This is a genomic window from Pseudomonas sp. G11 (genome assembly GCF_029457515.1).
Classification (GTDB): Bacteria; Pseudomonadota; Gammaproteobacteria; order Pseudomonadales; family Pseudomonadaceae; genus Aquipseudomonas; species Aquipseudomonas gorinensis.
Genome location: NZ_CP120377.1, coordinates 1,007,943 through 1,027,260 on the forward strand (window position 1 = coordinate 1,007,943; position 19,318 = coordinate 1,027,260).

21 protein-coding genes and 1 pseudogene are annotated in these 19,318 nt (G+C 61.9%); 7 read left to right on the plus strand and 15 right to left on the minus strand.

The window, feature by feature from the left end; translation table 11 throughout:
* Positions 1-17: 17 nt before the first annotated feature.
* The 5 genes from P2T68_RS04460 to P2T68_RS04480 form a co-directional block, all read right to left on the minus strand.
* The gene (locus P2T68_RS04460; RefSeq protein ID WP_024073147.1) at positions 18-419 is read right to left on the minus strand and encodes a DUF2946 domain-containing protein; all 402 of its coding nucleotides are present in this window, start codon (positions 417-419) and stop codon (positions 18-20) included.
* A gap of 10 nt (positions 420-429) precedes the next feature.
* Entirely contained in the window at positions 430-912 is a 483-nt protein-coding gene (locus P2T68_RS04465; protein ID WP_168232253.1) for a copper chaperone PCu(A)C, read from the minus strand.
* A 47-nt stretch (positions 913-959) separates the two neighbouring features.
* Positions 960-1,355: a DUF2946 domain-containing protein gene (locus P2T68_RS04470; RefSeq protein WP_102625775.1), complete on the minus strand. Its 396-nt coding sequence runs from the start codon at positions 1,353-1,355 to the stop codon at positions 960-962.
* A gap of 97 nt (positions 1,356-1,452) precedes the next feature.
* Positions 1,453-1,740 (minus strand): addiction module antidote protein, encoded by a 288-nt coding sequence (locus tag P2T68_RS04475; RefSeq protein ID WP_024073150.1) that lies wholly within the window; start codon positions 1,738-1,740, stop codon positions 1,453-1,455.
* 3 nt (positions 1,741-1,743) lie between these two features.
* The gene (locus P2T68_RS04480; RefSeq protein WP_102625774.1) at positions 1,744-2,046 is read right to left on the minus strand and encodes a type II toxin-antitoxin system RelE/ParE family toxin; all 303 of its coding nucleotides are present in this window, start codon (positions 2,044-2,046) and stop codon (positions 1,744-1,746) included.
* Between the two features lie 517 nt (positions 2,047-2,563).
* Between P2T68_RS04480 and P2T68_RS04485 the strand changes: the two genes are divergently transcribed.
* Entirely contained in the window at positions 2,564-2,818 is a 255-nt protein-coding gene (locus P2T68_RS04485; RefSeq protein WP_024073152.1) for a DUF6124 family protein, read from the plus strand.
* 43 nt (positions 2,819-2,861) lie between these two features.
* Here P2T68_RS04485 and P2T68_RS04490 read toward each other — a convergent pair whose 3' ends face one another.
* From P2T68_RS04490 to cbiE, 4 genes are read right to left on the minus strand one after another with little or no spacing between them, the layout of a single operon-like run.
* On the minus strand, positions 2,862-3,185 hold the full coding sequence (locus tag P2T68_RS04490; RefSeq protein WP_024073153.1) for a transcriptional regulator: 324 nt from the start codon (positions 3,183-3,185) through the stop codon (positions 2,862-2,864).
* A 5-nt stretch (positions 3,186-3,190) separates the two neighbouring features.
* Positions 3,191-3,523, minus strand: a complete 333-nt coding sequence (locus P2T68_RS04495) for a type II toxin-antitoxin system RelE/ParE family toxin (RefSeq protein WP_024073154.1) — start codon at positions 3,521-3,523, stop codon at positions 3,191-3,193.
* 56 nt (positions 3,524-3,579) lie between these two features.
* A complete protein-coding gene (locus tag P2T68_RS04500; protein WP_024073155.1) occupies positions 3,580-4,305 on the minus strand; it encodes a cobalt-precorrin-6A reductase in 726 nt (241 codons plus the stop codon).
* The gene (gene cbiE / locus P2T68_RS04505; RefSeq protein WP_277379096.1) at positions 4,302-5,507 is read right to left on the minus strand and encodes a precorrin-6y C5,15-methyltransferase (decarboxylating) subunit CbiE; all 1,206 of its coding nucleotides are present in this window, start codon (positions 5,505-5,507) and stop codon (positions 4,302-4,304) included. Before cbiE ends, P2T68_RS04500 begins: the two co-directional genes overlap by 4 nt.
* A 95-nt stretch (positions 5,508-5,602) precedes the next feature.
* On the opposite strand from cbiE, the gene cobG reads away from it, so the two are divergent.
* From cobG to P2T68_RS04530, 5 genes are all read left to right on the plus strand, one after another.
* Positions 5,603-6,892 carry a precorrin-3B synthase gene (gene cobG / locus P2T68_RS04510; protein WP_227496844.1) on the plus strand — a complete coding sequence of 430 codons (1,290 nt, stop codon included), beginning with the start codon at positions 5,603-5,605 and terminating at the stop codon, positions 6,890-6,892.
* A complete protein-coding gene (locus P2T68_RS04515; protein WP_069075170.1) occupies positions 6,885-7,511 on the plus strand; it encodes a precorrin-8X methylmutase in 627 nt (208 codons plus the stop codon). The genes cobG and P2T68_RS04515 overlap by 8 nt, the downstream gene beginning before the upstream one ends.
* Complete coding sequence (locus tag P2T68_RS04520; RefSeq protein WP_024073159.1) at positions 7,511-8,242, plus strand: precorrin-2 C(20)-methyltransferase; 732 nt, start codon at positions 7,511-7,513, stop codon at positions 8,240-8,242. The genes P2T68_RS04515 and P2T68_RS04520 overlap by 1 nt, the downstream gene beginning before the upstream one ends.
* Positions 8,242-9,879 carry a precorrin-3B C(17)-methyltransferase gene (gene cobJ / locus P2T68_RS04525; protein WP_193690136.1) on the plus strand — a complete coding sequence of 546 codons (1,638 nt, stop codon included), beginning with the start codon at positions 8,242-8,244 and terminating at the stop codon, positions 9,877-9,879. Before P2T68_RS04520 ends, cobJ begins: the two co-directional genes overlap by 1 nt.
* A 238-nt stretch (positions 9,880-10,117) precedes the next feature.
* The gene (locus P2T68_RS04530; RefSeq protein ID WP_069075172.1) at positions 10,118-10,894 is read left to right on the plus strand and encodes a hypothetical protein; all 777 of its coding nucleotides are present in this window, start codon (positions 10,118-10,120) and stop codon (positions 10,892-10,894) included.
* Here the strand turns inward: P2T68_RS04530 and P2T68_RS04535 are convergent.
* From P2T68_RS04535 to purD, 3 genes are all read right to left on the minus strand, one after another.
* Positions 10,891-11,487 carry a MarC family protein gene (locus P2T68_RS04535; RefSeq protein WP_024073162.1) on the minus strand — a complete coding sequence of 199 codons (597 nt, stop codon included), beginning with the start codon at positions 11,485-11,487 and terminating at the stop codon, positions 10,891-10,893. The two genes, P2T68_RS04530 and P2T68_RS04535, sit on opposite strands and share 4 nt — an antisense overlap.
* Before the next feature lie 475 nt (positions 11,488-11,962).
* Positions 11,963-14,734 (minus strand): hybrid sensor histidine kinase/response regulator, encoded by a 2,772-nt coding sequence (locus tag P2T68_RS04540; RefSeq protein ID WP_277379097.1) that lies wholly within the window; start codon positions 14,732-14,734, stop codon positions 11,963-11,965.
* A 102-nt stretch (positions 14,735-14,836) separates the two neighbouring features.
* Positions 14,837-16,129: a phosphoribosylamine--glycine ligase gene (gene purD, locus P2T68_RS04545; RefSeq protein ID WP_168232257.1), complete on the minus strand. Its 1,293-nt coding sequence runs from the start codon at positions 16,127-16,129 to the stop codon at positions 14,837-14,839.
* A 23-nt stretch (positions 16,130-16,152) separates the two neighbouring features.
* Between purD and P2T68_RS04550 the strand changes: the two are divergent.
* A pseudogene (locus tag P2T68_RS04550) lies at positions 16,153-16,263 on the plus strand (outer membrane lipoprotein carrier protein LolA); the annotation flags it as partial.
* A 15-nt stretch (positions 16,264-16,278) separates the two neighbouring features.
* Here P2T68_RS04550 and purH read toward each other — a convergent pair.
* The 3 genes from purH to dusB all read right to left on the minus strand — a co-directional run bounded on the left by purH (position 16,279) and on the right by dusB (position 19,298).
* A complete protein-coding gene (gene purH / locus P2T68_RS04555; RefSeq protein ID WP_024073165.1) occupies positions 16,279-17,886 on the minus strand; it encodes a bifunctional phosphoribosylaminoimidazolecarboxamide formyltransferase/IMP cyclohydrolase in 1,608 nt (535 codons plus the stop codon).
* Positions 17,887-17,967: 81 nt separating this feature from the next.
* Entirely contained in the window at positions 17,968-18,288 is a 321-nt protein-coding gene (fis, locus tag P2T68_RS04560) for a DNA-binding transcriptional regulator Fis (RefSeq protein WP_002555375.1), read from the minus strand.
* The gene (gene dusB, locus P2T68_RS04565; RefSeq protein WP_277379098.1) at positions 18,285-19,298 is read right to left on the minus strand and encodes a tRNA dihydrouridine synthase DusB; all 1,014 of its coding nucleotides are present in this window, start codon (positions 19,296-19,298) and stop codon (positions 18,285-18,287) included. Before dusB ends, fis begins: the two co-directional genes overlap by 4 nt.
* Positions 19,299-19,318 lie beyond the last annotated feature (20 nt).

The following is a 19,318-nucleotide window of genomic DNA, read 5'->3' on the forward strand; positions in this document are numbered from 1 at the left end:
GTAACGGTGTTAAGGGTTTACGAGGCGATGGGGGGCGCGCGGCTGCGTGCGCCGGGGAAAATGCTCTGCCGGGCATGGCCCAGGCGCGGGGAGGGGGTGAGGGCATTGGCCGGCGGTGGGGGGCCGAGGGCCATGAATGACACGCTGCCAGGCAGGGCCGGGCAACTGAAGAGCAGGCTGCAATAGCCGCACTTTTCCCAGAGGACGTGATGCTCGTCGGGCGTCTTGGTTGGCTTGGACTCGCCATGGCAGTTGGGCATGTCCATCGACATGGCCATGGACATACCGGCGTGCTGATCCGTCGGCATCGCTTGGGAAATCAGCGGACCGATAAAGATCATCAGCATGGCGAACAGGCTGATCCAACTGCCGCGCATCACGCGGCGATGTGGAGATAACCTGGCGCGAGGGGCGCCCATCGAGGTTGGCTTACTGAGCGTGCATATGCTCGTGGCCGGCCATCGGCGGCGCTTTCTGCACCGACACTTCCACTTCGACCTTGCCGGCTTTTTCGAAGGTCAGGGTCAGTGGGAATTGCTTGCCATCGGCCAGCAGGCTGCGGTCCTTGAGGCCCAGCAACATCACGTGATACGCCATGGGCGCGAAGGTCAAGTCACCCTTGGCCGGCACGGCAACGCTGGGCACTTGTTGCATCTTCATCAAGTCGCCTTGCATCACATGCTCATGCAGTTCGGCCTTGTCGGCCACTGGCGTGTCGACACTGAGCAGGCGGTCCGGGGTAGCGCCGGTGTTATGAATCACGAAATACGCCGCGACGGTTGGCGCGTTCGGCGGCAATTCCTGGGACCAGGGATCGCTGACCGACAGGTCTCCAGCCTTGTAGTCGGCGGCATTGGCAGCACTGAACACCGGCAGCAGCAACGCAGCCAGAAGCAGGGAAGATTTAAGCATGGCAGTTCTCCAGAACGGTTCTAAACGCAGTTCACTTGCGAAGACAATCAGACCGTTGGAGAGGCGCGGGGGTTAAGGCTCGGCCATTGCTGGCGCGGTGTGGGATTTTGCAACGAGGGCGGCGGCAGGCTCTGCACCGCCTCGAACCGCGTGACGTACAACTGCGGCGCATGCCCCGGCAACGCCACCAGCGACGGGGAGCCCGAGCAACACCAGCAATGCTGCATGGCGGAATGCTCGTCCTGCTGCGGCGCCGGAATTTCCAGCTTGCCCAGGGCAATCGTCTTCAGGCTGGCGCCATTGGACGAACAGAAACCACCCCACAGCAATTGCTGCACGGGGTCCTTGGATTGCTGCATTGCACTGGCCATCGGCATGGCAAACGCATTGAACAGCACTGCAAGGCAGGCGATCCAGGCAATTGCAAAGCGTTGACGGGCCATGGCGGACAATCCGTAGGGTTAAACGATCAGGTGGGTATTTAGCCTGATCGGGGGGGAGAAGTAAAAAGGGGCGGTGTGGTTTGGTGTCGCAGTACTATCAGATCGCTGTAGCGTGAAGCTTGAGGCCCAAAGCCTTCATGACTTTCATGATAGTCGCGAACTCGGGATTGCCATTGCTGGAGAGGGCTTTGTATAGACTTTCTCTTCCGAGGCCGGCATCGCGGGCTACTTGGGTCATGCCTTGGGCGCGGGCGATGTTGTTTAGCGCTGAACGGATCAGCAGACCGTCACCCGTATCTTCTTCGAAGCACGCTTCAAGATATTCGGCCATATCCTCGGGGTTTTTTAGGTGCTCCGCCACGTCGAAGTCAGTGAATTCATTCATGAGTTACTCCTTTTTTTCAAAGTCTTCTGCAATTTGTTTAGCGCGCTGAATGTCACGTTTCTGCGTTGACTTGTCGCCTCCGATCAACAGCAGGTAAACCACTTCGTCTCTGCGAGTGAAATAAACCCTGTAGCCAGGGCCATAGTGGATGCGCATTTCAAAAACGCCATTTCCGAGTGCTTCGCAGTCTCCAAAGTTGCCCCATTGCGCGTGATCCAACCTTGCCAGTACGCGTGCTCGCGCGGGTTTACTGCGTAACGAATCAAGCCATTCTAGAAAGTGTTTTGACTTCTTAAACTGAATCATCTTGGATCGTATTCCTTGGGATACAAAGTGGCAAGATGCGACGCGCTGCAAAAGCAGTGCATCCCCCTCGCGGGCGCTGACGTAAAACCGCGAGGGAGGAGGTTAGGGCGGGGGCTTTTGGCTGAGCCAGCCAGCTGGTTCGGAAGTGTTTGTAGGTAGAATCGACTTTTTGGAGGGAGGCCAAATAGCTAGTCGTTTGGCTGGTTATTCGTACAAGCAGAAATTTCCGACAGGGATTTGAGGTTGTCCCTAGGACACTCGGTCTCTAGTCTCCGTACACCGCTGTAAACGCAGCGGACGGGCGTCGCGGCCCGGGTTTTCTAAGAGCAAAAGCGCTATCGCCTGCTTTCAGTTGATGCTTTTTTATCGTCTACTGTGCGGCTAAATGGTGGCTGTGCGCGGGATACCTTCGGGTATGCCGGGATGCCTTAGACCGGTCCGCGAACCTGCGTACAGCTGCCACCCTATCGCGTCGCGGCGAATCAGTGGCAGCTCCACCTTTCTAAGGAGCTTCACAATGATCAAACCCACCCCAAATCCCCCCGTTCGGCTCTTCACCGTGGCCGATGGCATCAGCACCGAAGGCCTGCTGGTCAACCTCAGCGAAACACTTGCCTCGGCCAACGCGCTGAGTTGCGACATCGCCTTTAACCTGGAAGGCGCACCACGCGAGGAATTACTGGGCGTTGCGCAGTTGATCGAGCTGGCGCAGTTGCTGGCTGATCGGGTACACGATGGTGTTGGGCAGACAACAGCCGCAGGCAGCGAATAACACGACTGTGATCGTCCCCACGCAGAGCAGGGGAACGATCAAATTAGGCAGTGGGAACTCCGTGTACCTGCATATCAACGCCCAGGGCTTTTCTAATCACCGCAAAAATCGCCGAGAGATTATCCATGCTTGGATTACCACTGGCTGATAGCATCCGATGCAGGCTTTTGCTCGGTTTGGCGGTTTCCTTTGCGAGTCCTTCAAAGCCCACTGTGGCGTTGACCAAATCGCGCAGAATCACACGTGAAATTTCCGGTTCACCATTGAGAAACAGTGTAGCGGCCTCATCAAGAAGAGCTTGGGCGAATTCAGGATCACGTTGAGCACGCTCGGCGATTGTGTGTTTGTAGCTGCGGGTAAGCGCCATGCTGGTTACCTCTTTTGTTTCACTTTCTTGTCACGCTGATACTGATCGATCAGCGACTTCACGGTCTTGATATCGCGCTTTTGACTGGACTTGTCGCCACCACCGAACAGAATGATTAATCGGTGGCCCTCTTGTATCAGATAAATTCGTAGGCCTGGCCCCCAGTCGATGCGGTATTCGCCGAGCCCATCGAACCATTTGATGTTGCTTGTATTGCCCATTTCAAGTCGAAACAAAGCAGTTGAAACTTTGGTTGCTGCCGGCACACTCAACGATGAAAACCACTCATCGAATGGGCTCAACTGGTTATCGCGTCGGTATTCTTCAATTTCAATCATTGGTCGCCCTGAAGGTAACAAATAGGTTACTAATCAAGCAAGCGAGCGATCCTGACTTATCGAATGAAATCTGCCAACGAATCGATTGTTTCCGCGGGCGACAAAAGCTCCCGATCCACAGCCGCCAACACCGGCCGCTTCAACACCAACACCGGCACCCCACGCTCCCTCGCCACTTCCAGCTTCGGCTCCGTCGCTGTGCTGCCGCTGTTCTTGCTGATCAGCACATCAATCCCACGCCGTTCAAACAACGCGCGTTCATCTTCGATCAGGAACGGACCGCGTGCGCCAATCACTTCACAGCGCTCATTGCCGGGATACACATCCAGCGCGCGCAACGTCCAGAACTGCTCCGGCGGGATCTCATCAAGGTGCTGCAGCGGCTCTCGTCCCAACGTGAACAGCGGGCGCTTGAACGGTTTCAACGCTTCAATCAACGCGGCCCAATCGCTGACCTCTCGCCAATCATCCCCCGCCTGCGGCTGCCACGCCGGACGCCGCAACGCCCAACACGGCACACCGCACACCCTTGCTGCCTCGGCGGCATTGCGGCTGATCTGCGCCGCGTACGGGTGAGTGGCGTCGAGGATCAAGCTGATGTGTTCGTCGCGCACAAACTGCGCCAGCCCTTCGGCGCCGCCATAACCGCCGACACGCACTTGGCAGGCGAGATCGGTCGGCACACGGCCCACACCGGCCAGGCTGTAGATATGTTCCGGCCCCAACGTACGAGCGATAGCCAGCGCTTCGGTCACACCGCCCAGCAGCAGGATGCGTTTCATCGCGGCTTGACCACTTCCAGCAGGGTGATCGGAAGCGCCTGCCGCCACGTATCGAATTCACCCAGCGGCTGGGCCTGAGCGATGTGGATGCGCGTCAGTTCACCGCCATGTTGAGCGCGCCAGTTCATCAAGGTCATCTCACTTTGCAGGGTCACGGCGTTGGCGACGAGCCGGCCGCCGGGGCGCAGGTGTTGCCAGCAGGTGTCGAGCACGCCCTCGCGGGTGACTCCGCCGCCGATGAAGATGGCGTCGGGTGCTGTAAGGCCGTGCAAGGCTTCCGGGGCTTTGCCACGAATCAACTGCAAACCGGGCACGCCGAGGGCGTCGCGGTTGTGTTCAATAAGGCCCTGGCGGCCTTCGTCCGCTTCAATCGCCAGTGCGCGACAGCTGGGGTGCGCACGCATCCATTCGATGCCGATGGAGCCGCTGCCCGCACCCACATCCCACAGCAGCTCGCCGGGCATCGGGGCGAGGCGGGCGAGGGTCATGGCGCGGACGTCGCGCTTGGTCAGTTGGCCGTCGTGCCGGAAGGCGGAATCGGGCAAGCCAGCGAGGCGCGATAGACGGGGTGTGTCGCTGGAGGCCAGGCAGTCGATGGCGACCAGGTTCAAGTCGGCGACCGAGGCGTGTTGCCAATCCTCGGCCAAACCGTCGATGCGCCGCTCATCCGCGCCGTCCAGGTGTTCAAACACTGTCAATCGGCTGGGCCCAAACCCGGATTCGGCCAACAACGAAGCAATCAACGCGGGACTGCCGCCGTCATTACTCAGTACCAATAAACGCACACCCGTGGCCAGATGCGCATTGAGCGCCGCCACCGGCCGGGCCACCACGGACAGCGTCACCACCTCCTGCAACGGCCAGCCCAACCGCGCCGCCGCCAACGACACCGACGACGGCGCCGGCAAGATCAGCAGTTCTTCAGCCGCCACCTGGCGCGCCAAACTGGCGCCCACGCCATAGAACATCGGGTCGCCGCTGGCCAGCACGCACACAGGCTCGCCGCGCCGCGCCAGTACCGGCTCCAGGGAAAACGGGCTCGGCCACACCTGGCGCTCACCACGAATACACACCGGCAACAGGTCCAACTGGCGCTGACCACCTATAATCCGCGAGGCGCGCAACAGGGCATGCCGGGCATTCCTGCCCAGCCCCTTGAAGCCGTCTTCACCGATGCCTACAACCGTCAGCCAGGGCGACATATCAATTCCTTGAACGACATCCGACGGGCAGGCTTTTCATGCCGCCGGACAAAGCAGGCATAATACCGCGCCTTTACCCGTGAACCGGTAGCCCTGTGAACCCAACGCCCGCTCTGAACACCTTGCGCCCCTCGGCTTGTCCGGGGTTGCTGCGTATCGTCCAGGCGCTGGATGGCGGCATTTGCCGGATCAAATTGGCCGGTGGTTCGATCAGCGCCGCCCAGGCCCATGCCGTGGCGGATGCGGCCCAGGCGTACGCGGGGGGCGTGATCGAGGCGACCAACCGCGCGAACCTGCAGATTCGCGGGATCGGTGTCGAGCAAGACGCCTTGATCACCAGGCTGCTGGCTGCCGACCTGGGCCCGAGCAACGCCGCCGGGGATGACGTACGCAACCTGATGCTCAGCCCCAGTGCCGGTATTGATCCACAGATGCTGTTCGACACCCGCCCGCTGGCCGAGCAGATCCTCGCCACCCTGCAAAATCATCCGCGTTTCCATGAGTTGTCGGCCAAGTTCGCCGTGCAACTGGACGGCGGCGAGGCCCTGGCGATGCTCGAGCATCATCACGATCTGTGGCTGTCGGCGTTCGTACGCAATGGCCAGACGCTCCTCGCGTTCGGCCTGGCAGGTTGTCCGGGGCTGGATGCGCCGTTGGCTGCCGTGCCGTTGGAGCAGGGTCATGCATTGGTGGTGGCGGTGTTGGAGGCGTTTCTTGACCTCGCCACCCCAGAGCAAACGCGCATGCGCCATCTGGCTGTGGATAAGTTGCTGAGCCGCCTCAGCCTGCCGCTGCTGCCAGCCGACGGCTTCCAGCGCCCGCCCAGCGGTGCTTTGCTGCACCTCGGGAGTTATCCACAGTCTCAAAAAAATCAATTCTACGTCGCTGCCATCGTACCCTTGGGGCGCCTGGATTCGACGATGCTCAGGGGCGTCGCGCAACTCGCCAACGAACATGGCGACGGCACATTGCGCTTCACCCCTTGGCAAGGTGTGCTGCTGCCCAACGTCGAAAAACCTCACGCCGTGACCCAACGCCTGGGGCAGCTGGGCTTCCTCTGCACTCCCGACCAACCCCTGGCGCGCATGACCGCCTGCACCGGTTCCAGTGGCTGCGTAAAGGCCCTGGCCGATACCAAGGTCGACGCCGTGCGACTGGCCTCATTACAGACCGAGCACGAGGTTCACCTGTCCGGCTGCCCACGCTCCTGCGCTGCGGCACATACCGCGCCGGTCACCCTGCTGGCGGTGAGTCCTGGCCACTACGACCTCTATTTTCGCGATGCCGCCCACCCAGGCTTCGGCCGGCTGCACGCGCGCACTCTTTCCATTGAAGCGGCGGGCGCCCTGCTGCGCGCTCGCCCACGGAGCAACACCGATGATTGATTACATCCGCGACGGTCAGGAGATCTATCGCAACTCCTTCGCCATTATTCGCGCGGAAGCCAAGTTGGAGCGTATCCCGGCTGATTTGGAGAAACTCGCGGTGCGGGTGATTCATGCCTGCGGCATGGTCGAGGCCATCGACGGCCTGCAGTTTTCCGAAGGCGCGGGCAAGGCCGGGCGTGATGCGCTGGCTGCTGGCGCGCCGATTCTGTGTGATGCGCGGATGGTCTCCGAAGGCGTGACCCGCGCGCGCCTGCCGGCCAACAACGAAGTGATCTGCACCCTGCGCGACGACAGCGTGCCGGCGTTGGCGCGGGAGCTGGGCAACACCCGTTCCGCCGCCGCACTGGAGCTGTGGCGCCCGCACCTGGCAGGCAGCGTGGTGGTGATCGGCAACGCGCCGACGGCTTTGTTCTACCTGCTGGAGATGCTCGACGCCGGTGCGCCGAAGCCGGCGCTGATCCTGGGGTTCCCGGTCGGTTTTGTCGGCGCCGCCGAGTCCAAGGCCATGCTGGCCGCCGATAGCCGTGGCGTGCCCTTCGTGATCATGCAAGGCCGCCTGGGCGGCAGTGCCATGGCCGCCGCCGCAGTCAATGCCCTCGCCACGGAGGTCGAATAATGCCGGCACGCGGACGTTTGATCGGCCTGGGCGTCGGTCCCGGTGACCCGGAGCTGATCACCCTCAAGGCCCTGCGCCTGCTGCGCGAGTCGCCCGTGGTGGCGTACTTCGTGGCCAAGGGTAAGAAGGGTAACGCCTTCGGCATCATCGAAGACCATCTGGTGCCGCAACAGACCCTGATGCCGTTGGTGTACCCCGTGACCACCGAAGCGCTGCCGGCGCCGCTGTCCTATGAGCAAGTGATCAGCGACTTCTACGACGGCGCCAGCCTCGACGTCGCCGCGCATCTGGACGCCGGCCGCGACGTGGCGGTGATCTGTGAAGGCGACCCGTTCTTCTACGGCTCCTACATGTACTTGCACGACCGCCTCGCCGAGCGCTACGAAGCCCAGGTCATCCCGGGCGTGTGCTCGATGCTCGGTGGTGCCTCGGTACTTGGCGCGCCATTGGTGTATCGCAACCAGAGCCTGTCAGTGCTCTCGGGTGTGTTGCCCCATGACGACCTCAAGCGCCGCCTGGCGGATGCCGATGCGGCGGTGATCATGAAACTGGGGCGCAATTTCCCCAAGGTGCGCCAGGTGCTGGAAGAACTCGGCCTGGCCGAGCGTGCGCTGTATGTGGAGCGCGCCACCATGGCCAACCAGAAGATCGTGCCGCTGGATCAGGTGGAGCCGATGTCGTCACCGTATTTCTCATTGATCATCGTGCCCGGTGAACGGTGGCAAGGTTGATGAAGCCGGCGATTGTCATCCTGGGCCAGGGCAGCCTGGCCACTGCGCGCAAGATTCAACAGGTTTACCCTGGCGCGCTGATCCATGGTCTGGCCGGGCGGGTCGACGGCGCGGACCAAGCCTACAGTGAGTTCGGTGCGACCCTGCGCCAGCTGTATCAGCAAGGCACGCCGCTGATTGCGTTGTGCGCGGCCGGTATCGTGATCCGCACCCTGGCGCCGCTGCTGCTGGAAAAAGGCGAAGAACCCGCCGTGTTGGCCGTGGCTGAAGACGGCAGTGCCGTTGTACCGCTGCTGGGCGGCCTGGGAGGCGTAAACGTCATGGCGCGGGATGTTGCCGCGGCCCTGGGCGTGAACGCTGCGATCACCACCAGCGGCGAGTTGCGTTTCGGCACCTGCCTGCTCAACCCGCCCGCGGGCTATCAACTGGGCGACCTGGAGCTGGGCAAGCGCTTTGTCTCGGACCTGCTGGCCGGCGAAAGCGTGCGCATCGAAGGTGCCGCGCCGTGGCTGGACCAGGCCAACCTGCCGCAGGATCAGCAGGCGCGCCTGGCGATTCATGTGGGCAATACCGAGCGTGCGCCTGCGGCCAATGAATTGCTGATCTATCCGAAGAACGTCTGCGCTACGTGCAAGCCCGGTGCGCAGTTGGCGGCGCGTGTGCGCACGGCGTTGCATGACGCGGGGATCGCCGTGCAATCCCTGGCCTGCCTGTTGGCCAGTGAGACGCAGATGGCGCAAGCATCGTTGCAGGATGCCGCGCTGGAGTTGGGTGTGCCGCTGCGCTTCGCCAAGGTGGAGCAAGACGCAGAGATCATGCTCACTGTCGCCGAGCAGCCCCTGGATGTGTCGCAAATTGGCCGCGCGCGTGGGCGCCTCGCCGTGATCGGCCTGGGCCCTGGCGCGGCCGAACTGATGGTTCCGGCGGTGAAGGCCGAGCTGGCGCGTTGCACCGATGTACTGGGCTATGAAACCTATGTGCGCATGGCCGGGCCTTTCCGTGACGACCAGGTGCAGCACTGCACTGATAACCGTGAAGAAATGCAGCGTGCACGCCACGCGTTCGAGCTGGCAGCCCAAGGCCGTTCGGTGGTGGTGGTGTCGTCCGGCGACCCTGGTGTATTCGCCATGGCTGCGGCGGTGATCGAGGCGTTGCACGAGTCCAGTGACCCGGCGTGGCATCAGGTCGACCTGGAAATCCTGCCGGGGGTGTCCGCCAGCCTGGCCACGGCTGCCCAGGCAGGCGCACCGTTGGGACATGATTTCTGTGTGATGTCGCTGTCGGATAACCTCAAGCCCTGGGCGATTATCGAAAAACGCCTGGACCTCGCTTCCCAGGCCGATCTGGCCCTGGCGTTCTACAACCCGATCTCGCGGGCGCGGCCATGGCAATTGGGGCGTGCCCTGGAAATCGTCGCGCAGCACCGCACGGCCGACACGCCGGTGGTACTGGGCCGCGATATCGGTCGCCCCGGCCAGACCCTGCGGGTCACCACGCTGGGGCAACTTACGCCCGACCAGGTGGACATGCGCACCATGGTGCTGGTCGGCTCATCCACCACCTGCACGTTCCCACGTGCCGGTGGCGGTGAGTGGGTGTACACGCCGCGCTGGTACGGGGCCAAGCCCGTCGCCTGAAAACGGCCCCGCAGTGGCCCGAAAGCTCCGAGTGACGATGGGTGAACACCTGCCGTTATGCGGGGCTTTTTCTTTTTTTGTCGATGAAAGCCGGAAGGCCGGGGGATACGCCCAACGATCGCTGGGAGGCGTTTTTCGCGGTGTGTTCGCAAGCGATGTTTGTCGTCTGGAAAACCCGCCAGCCCCTGGACTAGTGTGGTCACACGCCCTATGTGGGGTGCTTGTGGAGAACTGGAAAATGGAGCGACATCACAGAAGGATCAATCACACCAAACGGCGCAAGTTGATCGCCGCGTACAAACTGCCTGGGGCGCCTGGGGCGCAGCCGGTCAAGATCGACGTCGAGGATGACTGCAATGCGGCGGTGGTGAACAACGGCGTGATTTCATTTGCCGACGGCCTGAGCGGCCTGAACCGCGAGTACATTCGCAAAAGCTATCTGCTGGCCAGCAGCTACGTGAGCGATGTGTTGAAGGTCCACCGGGGTACGGAACAGTGGTACGACGAATTCATCAAGGTCATGGTCAGCCTGGGCTGGCTGCCGGTGCGCAGTCGCTTCGAGCGGGTCTCAGGCTCTGGCAAGGGCCTGACGGTGCAACTGGCGGCGTTGAATATCATTGCTGCCATGCTGGCGTCGACATCCCTGAGCGGACCCTGGCTGGAGGCGCTGCCGAAGTTGGCGGCCGATGCGTTGGAAGCCTTGAAGCAACAGCCGGCTTCTTTCGAGCTGTTCAAGCGCAACAGCACCGTACGCCAGGGCGGTGATTTCGGCCTGGCATCCTGCGCCGAGCGCGACGGCGAAGTGATGATGGTACTGGTGACCTACAGCAGCCAGGGCGTGAGCAAGCAGGTGGGCTTGCCGTTTCTGGAGTGGGACAGCTCGTCGTTCGAGGCTTTCAGCGGGCAAACCTGCCTGGTGCTGAATACCTCGGTGGTCAACGAAAAAACCATCCAATTGATGCGTGAGAGTGCGGGCGACAAGGTCCAGCTGGCAATCGCCAAGTACCGGATCTAGGGCACCAGGTAACCGCGCACGCCGGTAAAGATGATTTGCGCAGCGAGGGCGCACACGAACAACCCCATCAACCGGCTGACAATCTGTAAGCCCTGGTCGCCGAGAATGCGTTCGATACGGTTGGACAGGTACAGCACCACGCCCACTGTGAGGCTGGCCAGGGCGATGCTGAGGATGGCGGAGATCTTGTCATCCCAATGGGGCTGGCTGACGCCCATCACCAGCAGCGCACCGATAGTGCCGGGGCCGACCGTGAGCGGGATCGTCAGCGGCACAATGGTGACGTCCTGTTGCACGTTGTCGGTCTGTACCGCCGACTTGCCCTGGGCCATCCCCAGGGCGGAGATAAACAGCACACTGCCGGCGCCGATGCGGAACGCATCCACGGTGATGCCGAATACACTGAAAATCACCCGGCCGAACAGGTAGAGCAACACGCTTGAGATCAGGGTCGCCAGCGCCACTTTCCAGGCCAGGCGCCGCCGCTCCTTGCTGGAGTAGCCACGGGTCAGGCTGATAAAGCAGGACAGTACGAAGAACGGGCTGTAGAGCACCAGCATCTTCAGGTAAACGCTGAATAGCACGTGGAGCATGGGAGCGGCTCGTGGGCGGGGAAAGTGTGGAGAGTCTATCAGGCGTCAGAGATCAAATGTGGGAGGGCGCGTGCCCCGATGACCATGGGTATCTGCCCCACTTTTCAGCCCCAGACAAATCCCCCCTGTGGCGAGCGGGCTTGCCCCGCGTTGGGCTGCGAAGCGGCCCCAAGCCCAGCCTCTACAGAGTGTCTGATACACCGCGTTCTTTTTTTACTGGGGCTGCTGCGCAGCCCAACGCGGGGCAAGCCCTAATGCCGTTCAGTTAAGCGTACATCGCCTTCTGTAGGAGCGAGCTTGCTCGCGAAAAACGTCAACGATAACGCGTGTTTCCTGAGTGAACGCGGCGCCTGTGAGTTCTTCGCGAGCAAGCTCGCTCCTACAAAAAAGCCTTAACTGAACGGCATTAGGGCAAGCCCGCTCGCCACAACAAGCGGGCTTGCCACAACAGTTCTATCTGCCGGGTGTTCTGCGTTCAGGACGGGGCGTGTTCCGGGCGTTGTTGACGCTGCGCCACCCAGAACTCCACCAATTCGCGCAGTTGTGACAGCTCTACCGGCTTGGCCATATGCCCGTCCATTCCGGCCTGGCGTGCGCGTTCTTTATGTTCCGAGAGGATGTGCGCCGTGAGGGCGACGATCGGCGTGCGGATGCGTTGGTGGCTGACCTCCCACGCACGCAATTGCTGGGTCGCCGAGAAGCCGTCGAGGATCGGCATTTCACAGTCCATCAATACCAGGTCGTAGCGCTGGGCTTTCATCGCTTCCAGGGCTTCTTCGCCATTGCTGGCGGTGTCCGGGTTGAGGTTGAGCTTGCCCAGCATGCCGCGGATCACTTTGGTGGAGATGCTGTTGTCTTCAGCGACCAGGATGCGGAAATCACTGGGCACGATGACAGGCGCTGGCACGCTCAGGGGCGCGCGGGGCTGTACATTGCCTTTGCTGCGCTGGGTCAGCTCGTCGGCCAGGGTGGTCTTGAGGGTATAGCCGGCCACCGGCTTGGCGAGGATGCGCTTGATTCCGCAATTGCGCGCAATGATCTTGCTCGGCGCGTTGCTGATGCCGGTGAGCATGATCAGCAGGATGTCGTGGTTCAGGCTCGGGTCTTCCTTGATTTTCGCCGCCAGTTGCATGCCGGTCATGCCCGGCATGTTCTGGTCGAGCAGCACCACATCGAAGTAATCACGCAGGTGCGCCTTGGTGCGCAGCAGCGCCAGGGCTTCCTTGCCCGACGGCACGGCGCTGACATTGAGGCCCCAGGCGGTGCATTGCTGCACGAGCACTTTGCGGCAGGTGTCGTTGTCGTCCACCACCAGTACCCGCGCGCCCTTGAGCGGGCCATCGAGGTCGGAGGTCGGGTGCTCCAGGCGTTCCGGGTCCAGCGGCAGGGTCAGCCACAGGGTGCTGCCCTGTTGCGCGCCACTCTTGATACCAAATTCGCCATTCATCAACAGGATCAGTTGGCGTGCGATCACCAGGCCCAGGTGGCCGGTCAAGCGCGTCTCCGACAGGAAGTTCTTGCTGTGCAACTCACTGTGCAGCAACGCGTCGCGCTCGGCGGCTTCCATCGGCAGGCCGCTGTCTTGTACGGCAATGCGCAGGCGCGGCTTGGTGCTGCGTTCGTCCAGTGCCACGACGATCAGCACTTCACCTTCGTCGGTTTTCTGCAGGGCGTTTTCCAGCAGGCTCAGCATCGCCTGGCGCAGGCGTGTCGGGTCGCCGCTGATCACGCGCGGCACCTGGGGCTGGATAAAACTGATCAGCTCGACGTTCTGCTGCTCGGCCTTGGCGCGGAAGATGCTCAGGCAGTCTTCGATCAGGGCATTCAGGTCGAACTGCACATCGTCCAGTTCGATTTGCCCGGATTCGAGCTTGGAGATATCGAGAATCTCGTTGATCAGCGTGAGCAGTTCATTACCGGCGCTGTGAATGGTCTGCACATAGTCGCGCTGCTTCACCGACAAAGGCGTGCCCAACAGCAGTTCGGTCATGCCCAGCACGCCGTTCATGGGGGTACGGATTTCGTGGCTGATTTTCGCCAGGAACTCGGCCTTGGCGGCGATTTCGGCATTGCTGGCGGCCAGGTCGCGGCTGACACTGAAGCGTTTTTCGACAATCGCGCGCTGGCGCTCGCCCAGGGCCAGGCTCATCAGCAGGCCGCTGAGGCAGACAAACCCGAGCAAGGTGATGATCAGGCCTTGGGGTGCTACCAGTGTCAGACCGAGCAGGGCGGGCAGGATGATCAACGTGCCGATGTTGAATACGACCATCGCCGCCACGAACAGCCGCGCCGGGCGGTAGCCTTTTTGCCAGTGGTAGGCCGAGACAAACAGCATGCTCAGGCCCGCCAGCGCTACCAGGACGTAGGTGATGATGTTCAGCGGCAGGGTATTGACGAACAACAGCAACAGGCCACACAGCACGATCAGCAGGATGTCGGCCATCAGCAGCTTGTTCAGCGGGTGCGGGCCCAGGGGCATGAAGAAGCGGTAGGCAAACATCAGCCCGCAGGGTGCAGTCAGCAGAAGGGCGAGGTAGGCGCCTGGCGTCTGGATCGCGTGCCAGTCGGGCAGCCATGGCCCCACCAGGTTGAGTAGCAGCGCCAGGCTGAGCATCAACAGGCCTTCGCACGCCGCCAGCCACAGGCTGCTGCGCGAGCGGTGGTAGGCGAAACGTGTGAGGTTGTGCAGGATCAACATCAACAGGCAGCCGAACAGCAGGCCATAGATCAGCGTCTGGTTCTGGTCGGCGGCGGCCAGGACGGCCGGCTCCAGGGTGATGTAGGGGCGCAGTTCGTGTTCCGAGACCAGGCGCAGGTACACCTCGAGGGGCTTTTGGCTCTGGGGCATCGGCAGCATGAAATCGCTGCTGGGCAACGGGCGTTCCGCCTGGGGCTGGCGGGTGCCGGTGCTCTGTTGTTCGATCAGGGTGTCGCCGTCCAGCACATAGAGGCTCAGGTGTGAGACGTCCGGGGCGAATATGCGCAGCACTTGCTCGTGCTTGCCGGGCTGCAGCTTGAAACGTACCCACAACGCACCGTCCGGCGCGGCGGCGGTAATCCGGTCCAGTTCGATGGGGCTGAATTGATTGGTGTAGCGCGAGGAACGGATGTCGCTCAGTTGCAGGTCGGCCTGTTCATCAAGCAATACCGCCCAGCCACTGCCTTGCGCGGCGGCCTGGGCCGGGAACAAGCAGAGCAGTGTCAGCAGACTGACAGTAAAACCTATGGCGATCCTGAGCCAGCGCACGGCGAAATCCCTTCGTAGGTTGATGCACGGTTAACTATGCGCGGGGAGGCCTGTATACGGCAAGGGCCAGAGGCCCTTGCCTAACCGAACGGATAGCTAGTGTTACTGGCTTTCGCCACGTTCGCGTGCAATGGCGCGATAACCGATGTCCGTGCGGTAGAAACAGCCTTTCCAGTCGATCTTCGCCGCCAGCTTGTAAGCCTGTTGCTGCGCAGCGTCGACACTGGCACCCATCGCGGTAGCGCACAACACACGGCCACCCGCGGTGACAACCTTGCCATCCTTGAGCGCGGTGCCCGCATGGAACACCTTGCCTTCCAGCGTAGCAGCCGCGTCCAGGCCTTCAATCACATCGCCTTTGGCGTAGTCGGCAGGGTAGCCGCCGGCTGCCAGCACGATGCCGACGCTCGGGCGTGGATCCCACTGTGCTTCAACCTTGTCCAGCGCCTGGGCGAGGGCGGCTTCCACCAGCAGCACCAGGCTCGATTGCAGGCGCAACATCACGGGTTGGGTTTCCGGGTCACCGAAGCGGCAGTTGAACTCGATGACTTTCGGGTTGCCGGCCTTGTCGATCATCAGGCCGGCGTACAGGAAGCCGGTGTACACGTTGCCTTCGTCGGCCATGCCGCGCACGGTTGGCCAGATCACCAGGTCCATGACGCGCTGGTGCACCTCGGCGGTCACCACCGGGGCCGGGGAGTAGGCACCCATGCCGCCGGTGTTCGGGCCGCTGTCGCCGTCGCCGACGCGCTTGTGGTCCTGGCTGGTGGCCATCGGCAGTACGTTCTTGCCGTCGACCATCACGATAAAGCTGGCTTCTTCGCCGTCGAGGAACTCCTCGATGACCACGCGCGAACCGGCATCACCAAACGCGTTGCCGGCGAGCATGTCGCGCACCGCGTCTTCGGCTTCCTGCAAGGTCATGGCGACGATCACGCCTTTACCGGCGGCCAGGCCGTCGGCCTTGATCACGATCGGTGCGCCTTTTTCACGCAGGTAGGCCAGGGCCGGCTCGATCTCGGTGAAGTTCTGGTAGTCGGCGGTCGGGATCTTGTGGCGCGCCAGGAAATCCTTGGTGAAGGCTTTCGAGCCTTCCAGCTGGGCCGCGCCAGCGGTTGGGCCGAAGCAATCCAGGCCGCGGCTGCGGAACAGGTCCACGACACCGGCAACCAATGGTACTTCCGGACCGACGATGGTCAGGGAGACGTTTTTCTCGGCGAAGTCGGCCAGTTGTTCCAGGGCCAGTACGTCGATGGCGACGTTTTCGCACTTGGCTTCGATGGCGGTACCGGCGTTGCCGGGGGCGACGAAGACTTTCTGGACGCGTGGGTCCTGGGCAACTTTCCAGGCCAGGGCGTGTTCACGGCCACCGCTGCCAATGATCAAAACATTCATGTCAAAAACCTCTGTGAAACGCTGTGCTTCCCGTAGGAGCGAGCTTGCTCGCGAAGATCGTCAACGATGACGGGGGGCATCTGGCTCCCCGTGGCGTTTTCGGGCTTTTCGCGAGCAAGCTCGCTCCTACAGTAGGAAAGCAGTGGTGTTTAGTGACGGAAGTGGCGCATGCCGGTGAAGACCATGGCGATGCCGGCTTCATCAGCGGCGGCGATCACTTCGGCGTCACGCATCGAGCCGCCCGGTTGGATCACGGCAGTCACGCCAGCTTTCGCGGCATTGTCCAGACCGTCGCGGAACGGGAAGAACGCATCGGAAGCCATCACTGAACCGGCGACCTGCAACCCGGCGTGTTCGGCCTTGATCGCGGCGATACGCGCCGAGTTCACGCGGCTCATCTGGCCGGCGCCGACACCGATGGTCTGGCGGTTCTTGGCGTAGACGATGGCGTTGGACTTCACATACTTGGCCACTTTCCAGGCGAAGATCAGGTCGTTGATTTCCTGCTCGGTCGGCGCGCGCTTGGTCACTACCTTCAGGTCGGCGCTGCTGATCATGCCAATGTCGCGGCTCTGGACCAGCAAGCCGCCATTGACGCGCTTGTAGTCCCAGGCGGCGGCGCGTTCGGCCGACCACTCGCCGCAGGCCAGCAGGCGCACGTTGGCTTTCGCGGCAACAATGGCGCGGGCTTCTTCGCTGACGGAGGGCGCGATGATCACTTCGACGAACTGACGCTCGACGATGGCCTTGGCGGTCTCGGCGTCCAGTTCACGGTTGAAGGCGATGATGCCGCCGAAGGCCGACTCGGTGTCGGTGGCGTAGGCCAGTTCGTAGGCCTGGCGGATGCCGCCTTCAGCGTCGGGGCTGACGGCCACGCCGCATGGGTTGGCGTGCTTGACGATCACGCAGGCGGGCTTGACGAAGCTCTTCACGCATTCCAGCGCGGCGTCGGTATCGGCCACGTTGTTGTAGGACAGCTCTTTGCCTTGCAGCTGGGTCGCGGTGGCGATGCCCACTTCGGCCGGTTTGGCTTCCACGTAGAACGCCGCGCTCTGGTGCGGGTTCTCGCCGTAGCGCATTTCCTGGGCCTTGATGAACTGGCTGTTGAAGGTGCGCGGGAACTGGCTGCGGCCTTCAGTGCTCAGGGTTTCGGCGGCCTGGTTCACGGTGCCCATGTAGTTGGCGATCATGCCGTCGTAGGCGGCAGTGTGTTCGAACGCCTTGAGCATCAGGTCGAAACGCTGGGCGTAGGTCAGGCCACCGGCCTTCAGGCTTTCCAGCACTTGGGCGTAGTCGCTGGCGTTGACCACGATCGCCACGTCTTTGTGGTTCTTGGCCGCCGAGCGCACCATGGTCGGGCCGCCGATGTCGATGTTCTCGATGGCGGTCGGCAGGTCGCAGCCTGGCTTGTTGATGGTGGCTTCGAACGGGTAGAGGTTGACGGCCACCAGGTCGATCGGCTTGATGCCGTGTTCGTTCATGATCGCGTCGTCGACGCCGCGACGGCCGAGGATGCCGCCATGGATTTTCGGGTGCAGGGTCTTGACCCGACCGTCCATCATTTCTGCGAAACCGGTGTAGTCCGCGACTTCTACTGCGGCCACGCCGTTGTCCTGCAGCAGTTTGAAGGTCCCGCCCGTGGAGAGGATTTCCACGCCCAGGGCTTCCAGCCCCCGGGCAAATTCGAGGATCCCGGTCTTGTCGGAAACACTGATCAAGGCGCGGCGGATCGGCAGGCGGGTAGTCTGGTCGGTCATTTCAATTTCCATCAAAAGCAAAGGAGTCAGCAAAAAAGGCGACCGGTTTTACGCGGGCGCCTTTCTGGTTGGATTGAATGCTTACAGCAAATCGTATTGTTTGAGCTTTTTGCGCAAGGTGCCACGGTTGAGGCCCAGCAGCTCACTGGCTTTGGTCTGGTTGCCCTTGACGTAGTTCATCACGCTTTCGAGCAAGGGTGCCTCGACTTCGGAGAGCACCAGGTTGTACACGTCCGTGACGGAAGCGCCCTCAAGGTGGGCGAAATAATTGTGCAGCGCCTTCTCGACACTCCCGCGAAGGGTCTGGCCTTCTTCGCTCGGCGTGTTGAGGTGCTGTTTCAAATTGACGTTGTCGCTCACGGGTGTTGTTCCACTCACTAAAGTCTCGGTCATCATCGTCATGCGGCCACCCCCTTTCCGTCCCCTGTCCCCAGGCTCTTGTAACGTTCGCTGAAGAACTCACGAACGTTGGCGCACTGTGCTTCCGTATCATCCAAACGATTGAAGTGGGCGCGGAACTCCCTGGCGCCCGGCAGGGTTGCGAGATACCAGCCGACATGCTTGCGAGCAATGCGTACTCCCATCACGTCTCCATAGAAGGCGTGCAGGGCGGCCAGATGCTCTAGCAGAATACGTTCCACCTCGATCAACTCCGGTGCCGGCAGGGTTTCGCCCGTACGCAGAAAATGCTCGATCTCACGAAAAATCCACGGTCGCCCCTGGGCGGCCCGGCCAATCAACAGGCCATCGGCACCGGTTGCGTGCAGCACGCGCCGGGCTTTCTCGGCTGAATCGATATCGCCATTGGCAAACACCGGCATTGACACCGCCTGCTTGATCGAGGCAATGGTGTCGTACTCGGCTTCACCGGTGTACAGATCGGCGCGGGTGCGGCCATGTACCGCCAGCGCTGTAATACCCGCCTGTTCGGCGATCTTCGCCACCGTCAGGCCATTCTTGTTGTCCCGGTCCCAGCCGGTACGAATCTTCAGGGTCACCGGCACATCCACTGCGGCGACAACGGCCTGCAGGATCTCGGTGACCAACTGCTCGTCCTTCAACAACGCGGAACCGGCGGCCTTGTTGCAAACCTTCTTGGCCGGGCAGCCCATGTTGATATCAATGATCTGCGCACCCAGCTCCACGTTGGCTCGGGCCGCATCCGCCAGCATCTGTGCATCTCCACCGGCGATCTGTACCGAGCGGGGCTCGGGATCACCTTCGTGGATCATGCGCATCCGCGATTTGCGGGTGTTCCACAAGCTCATGTCGCTGGTGACCATTTCCGAGACTACTAGACCCGCGCCCAAACGCTTGCACAGCTGACGAAAGGGCTGGTCGGTGACGCCCGCCATGGGGGCGAGAATCAAGCCATTCTGCAATGTGTATGGGCCGATGCGTACCGCCGACATAGGACTTCCCTGTTGTGGGG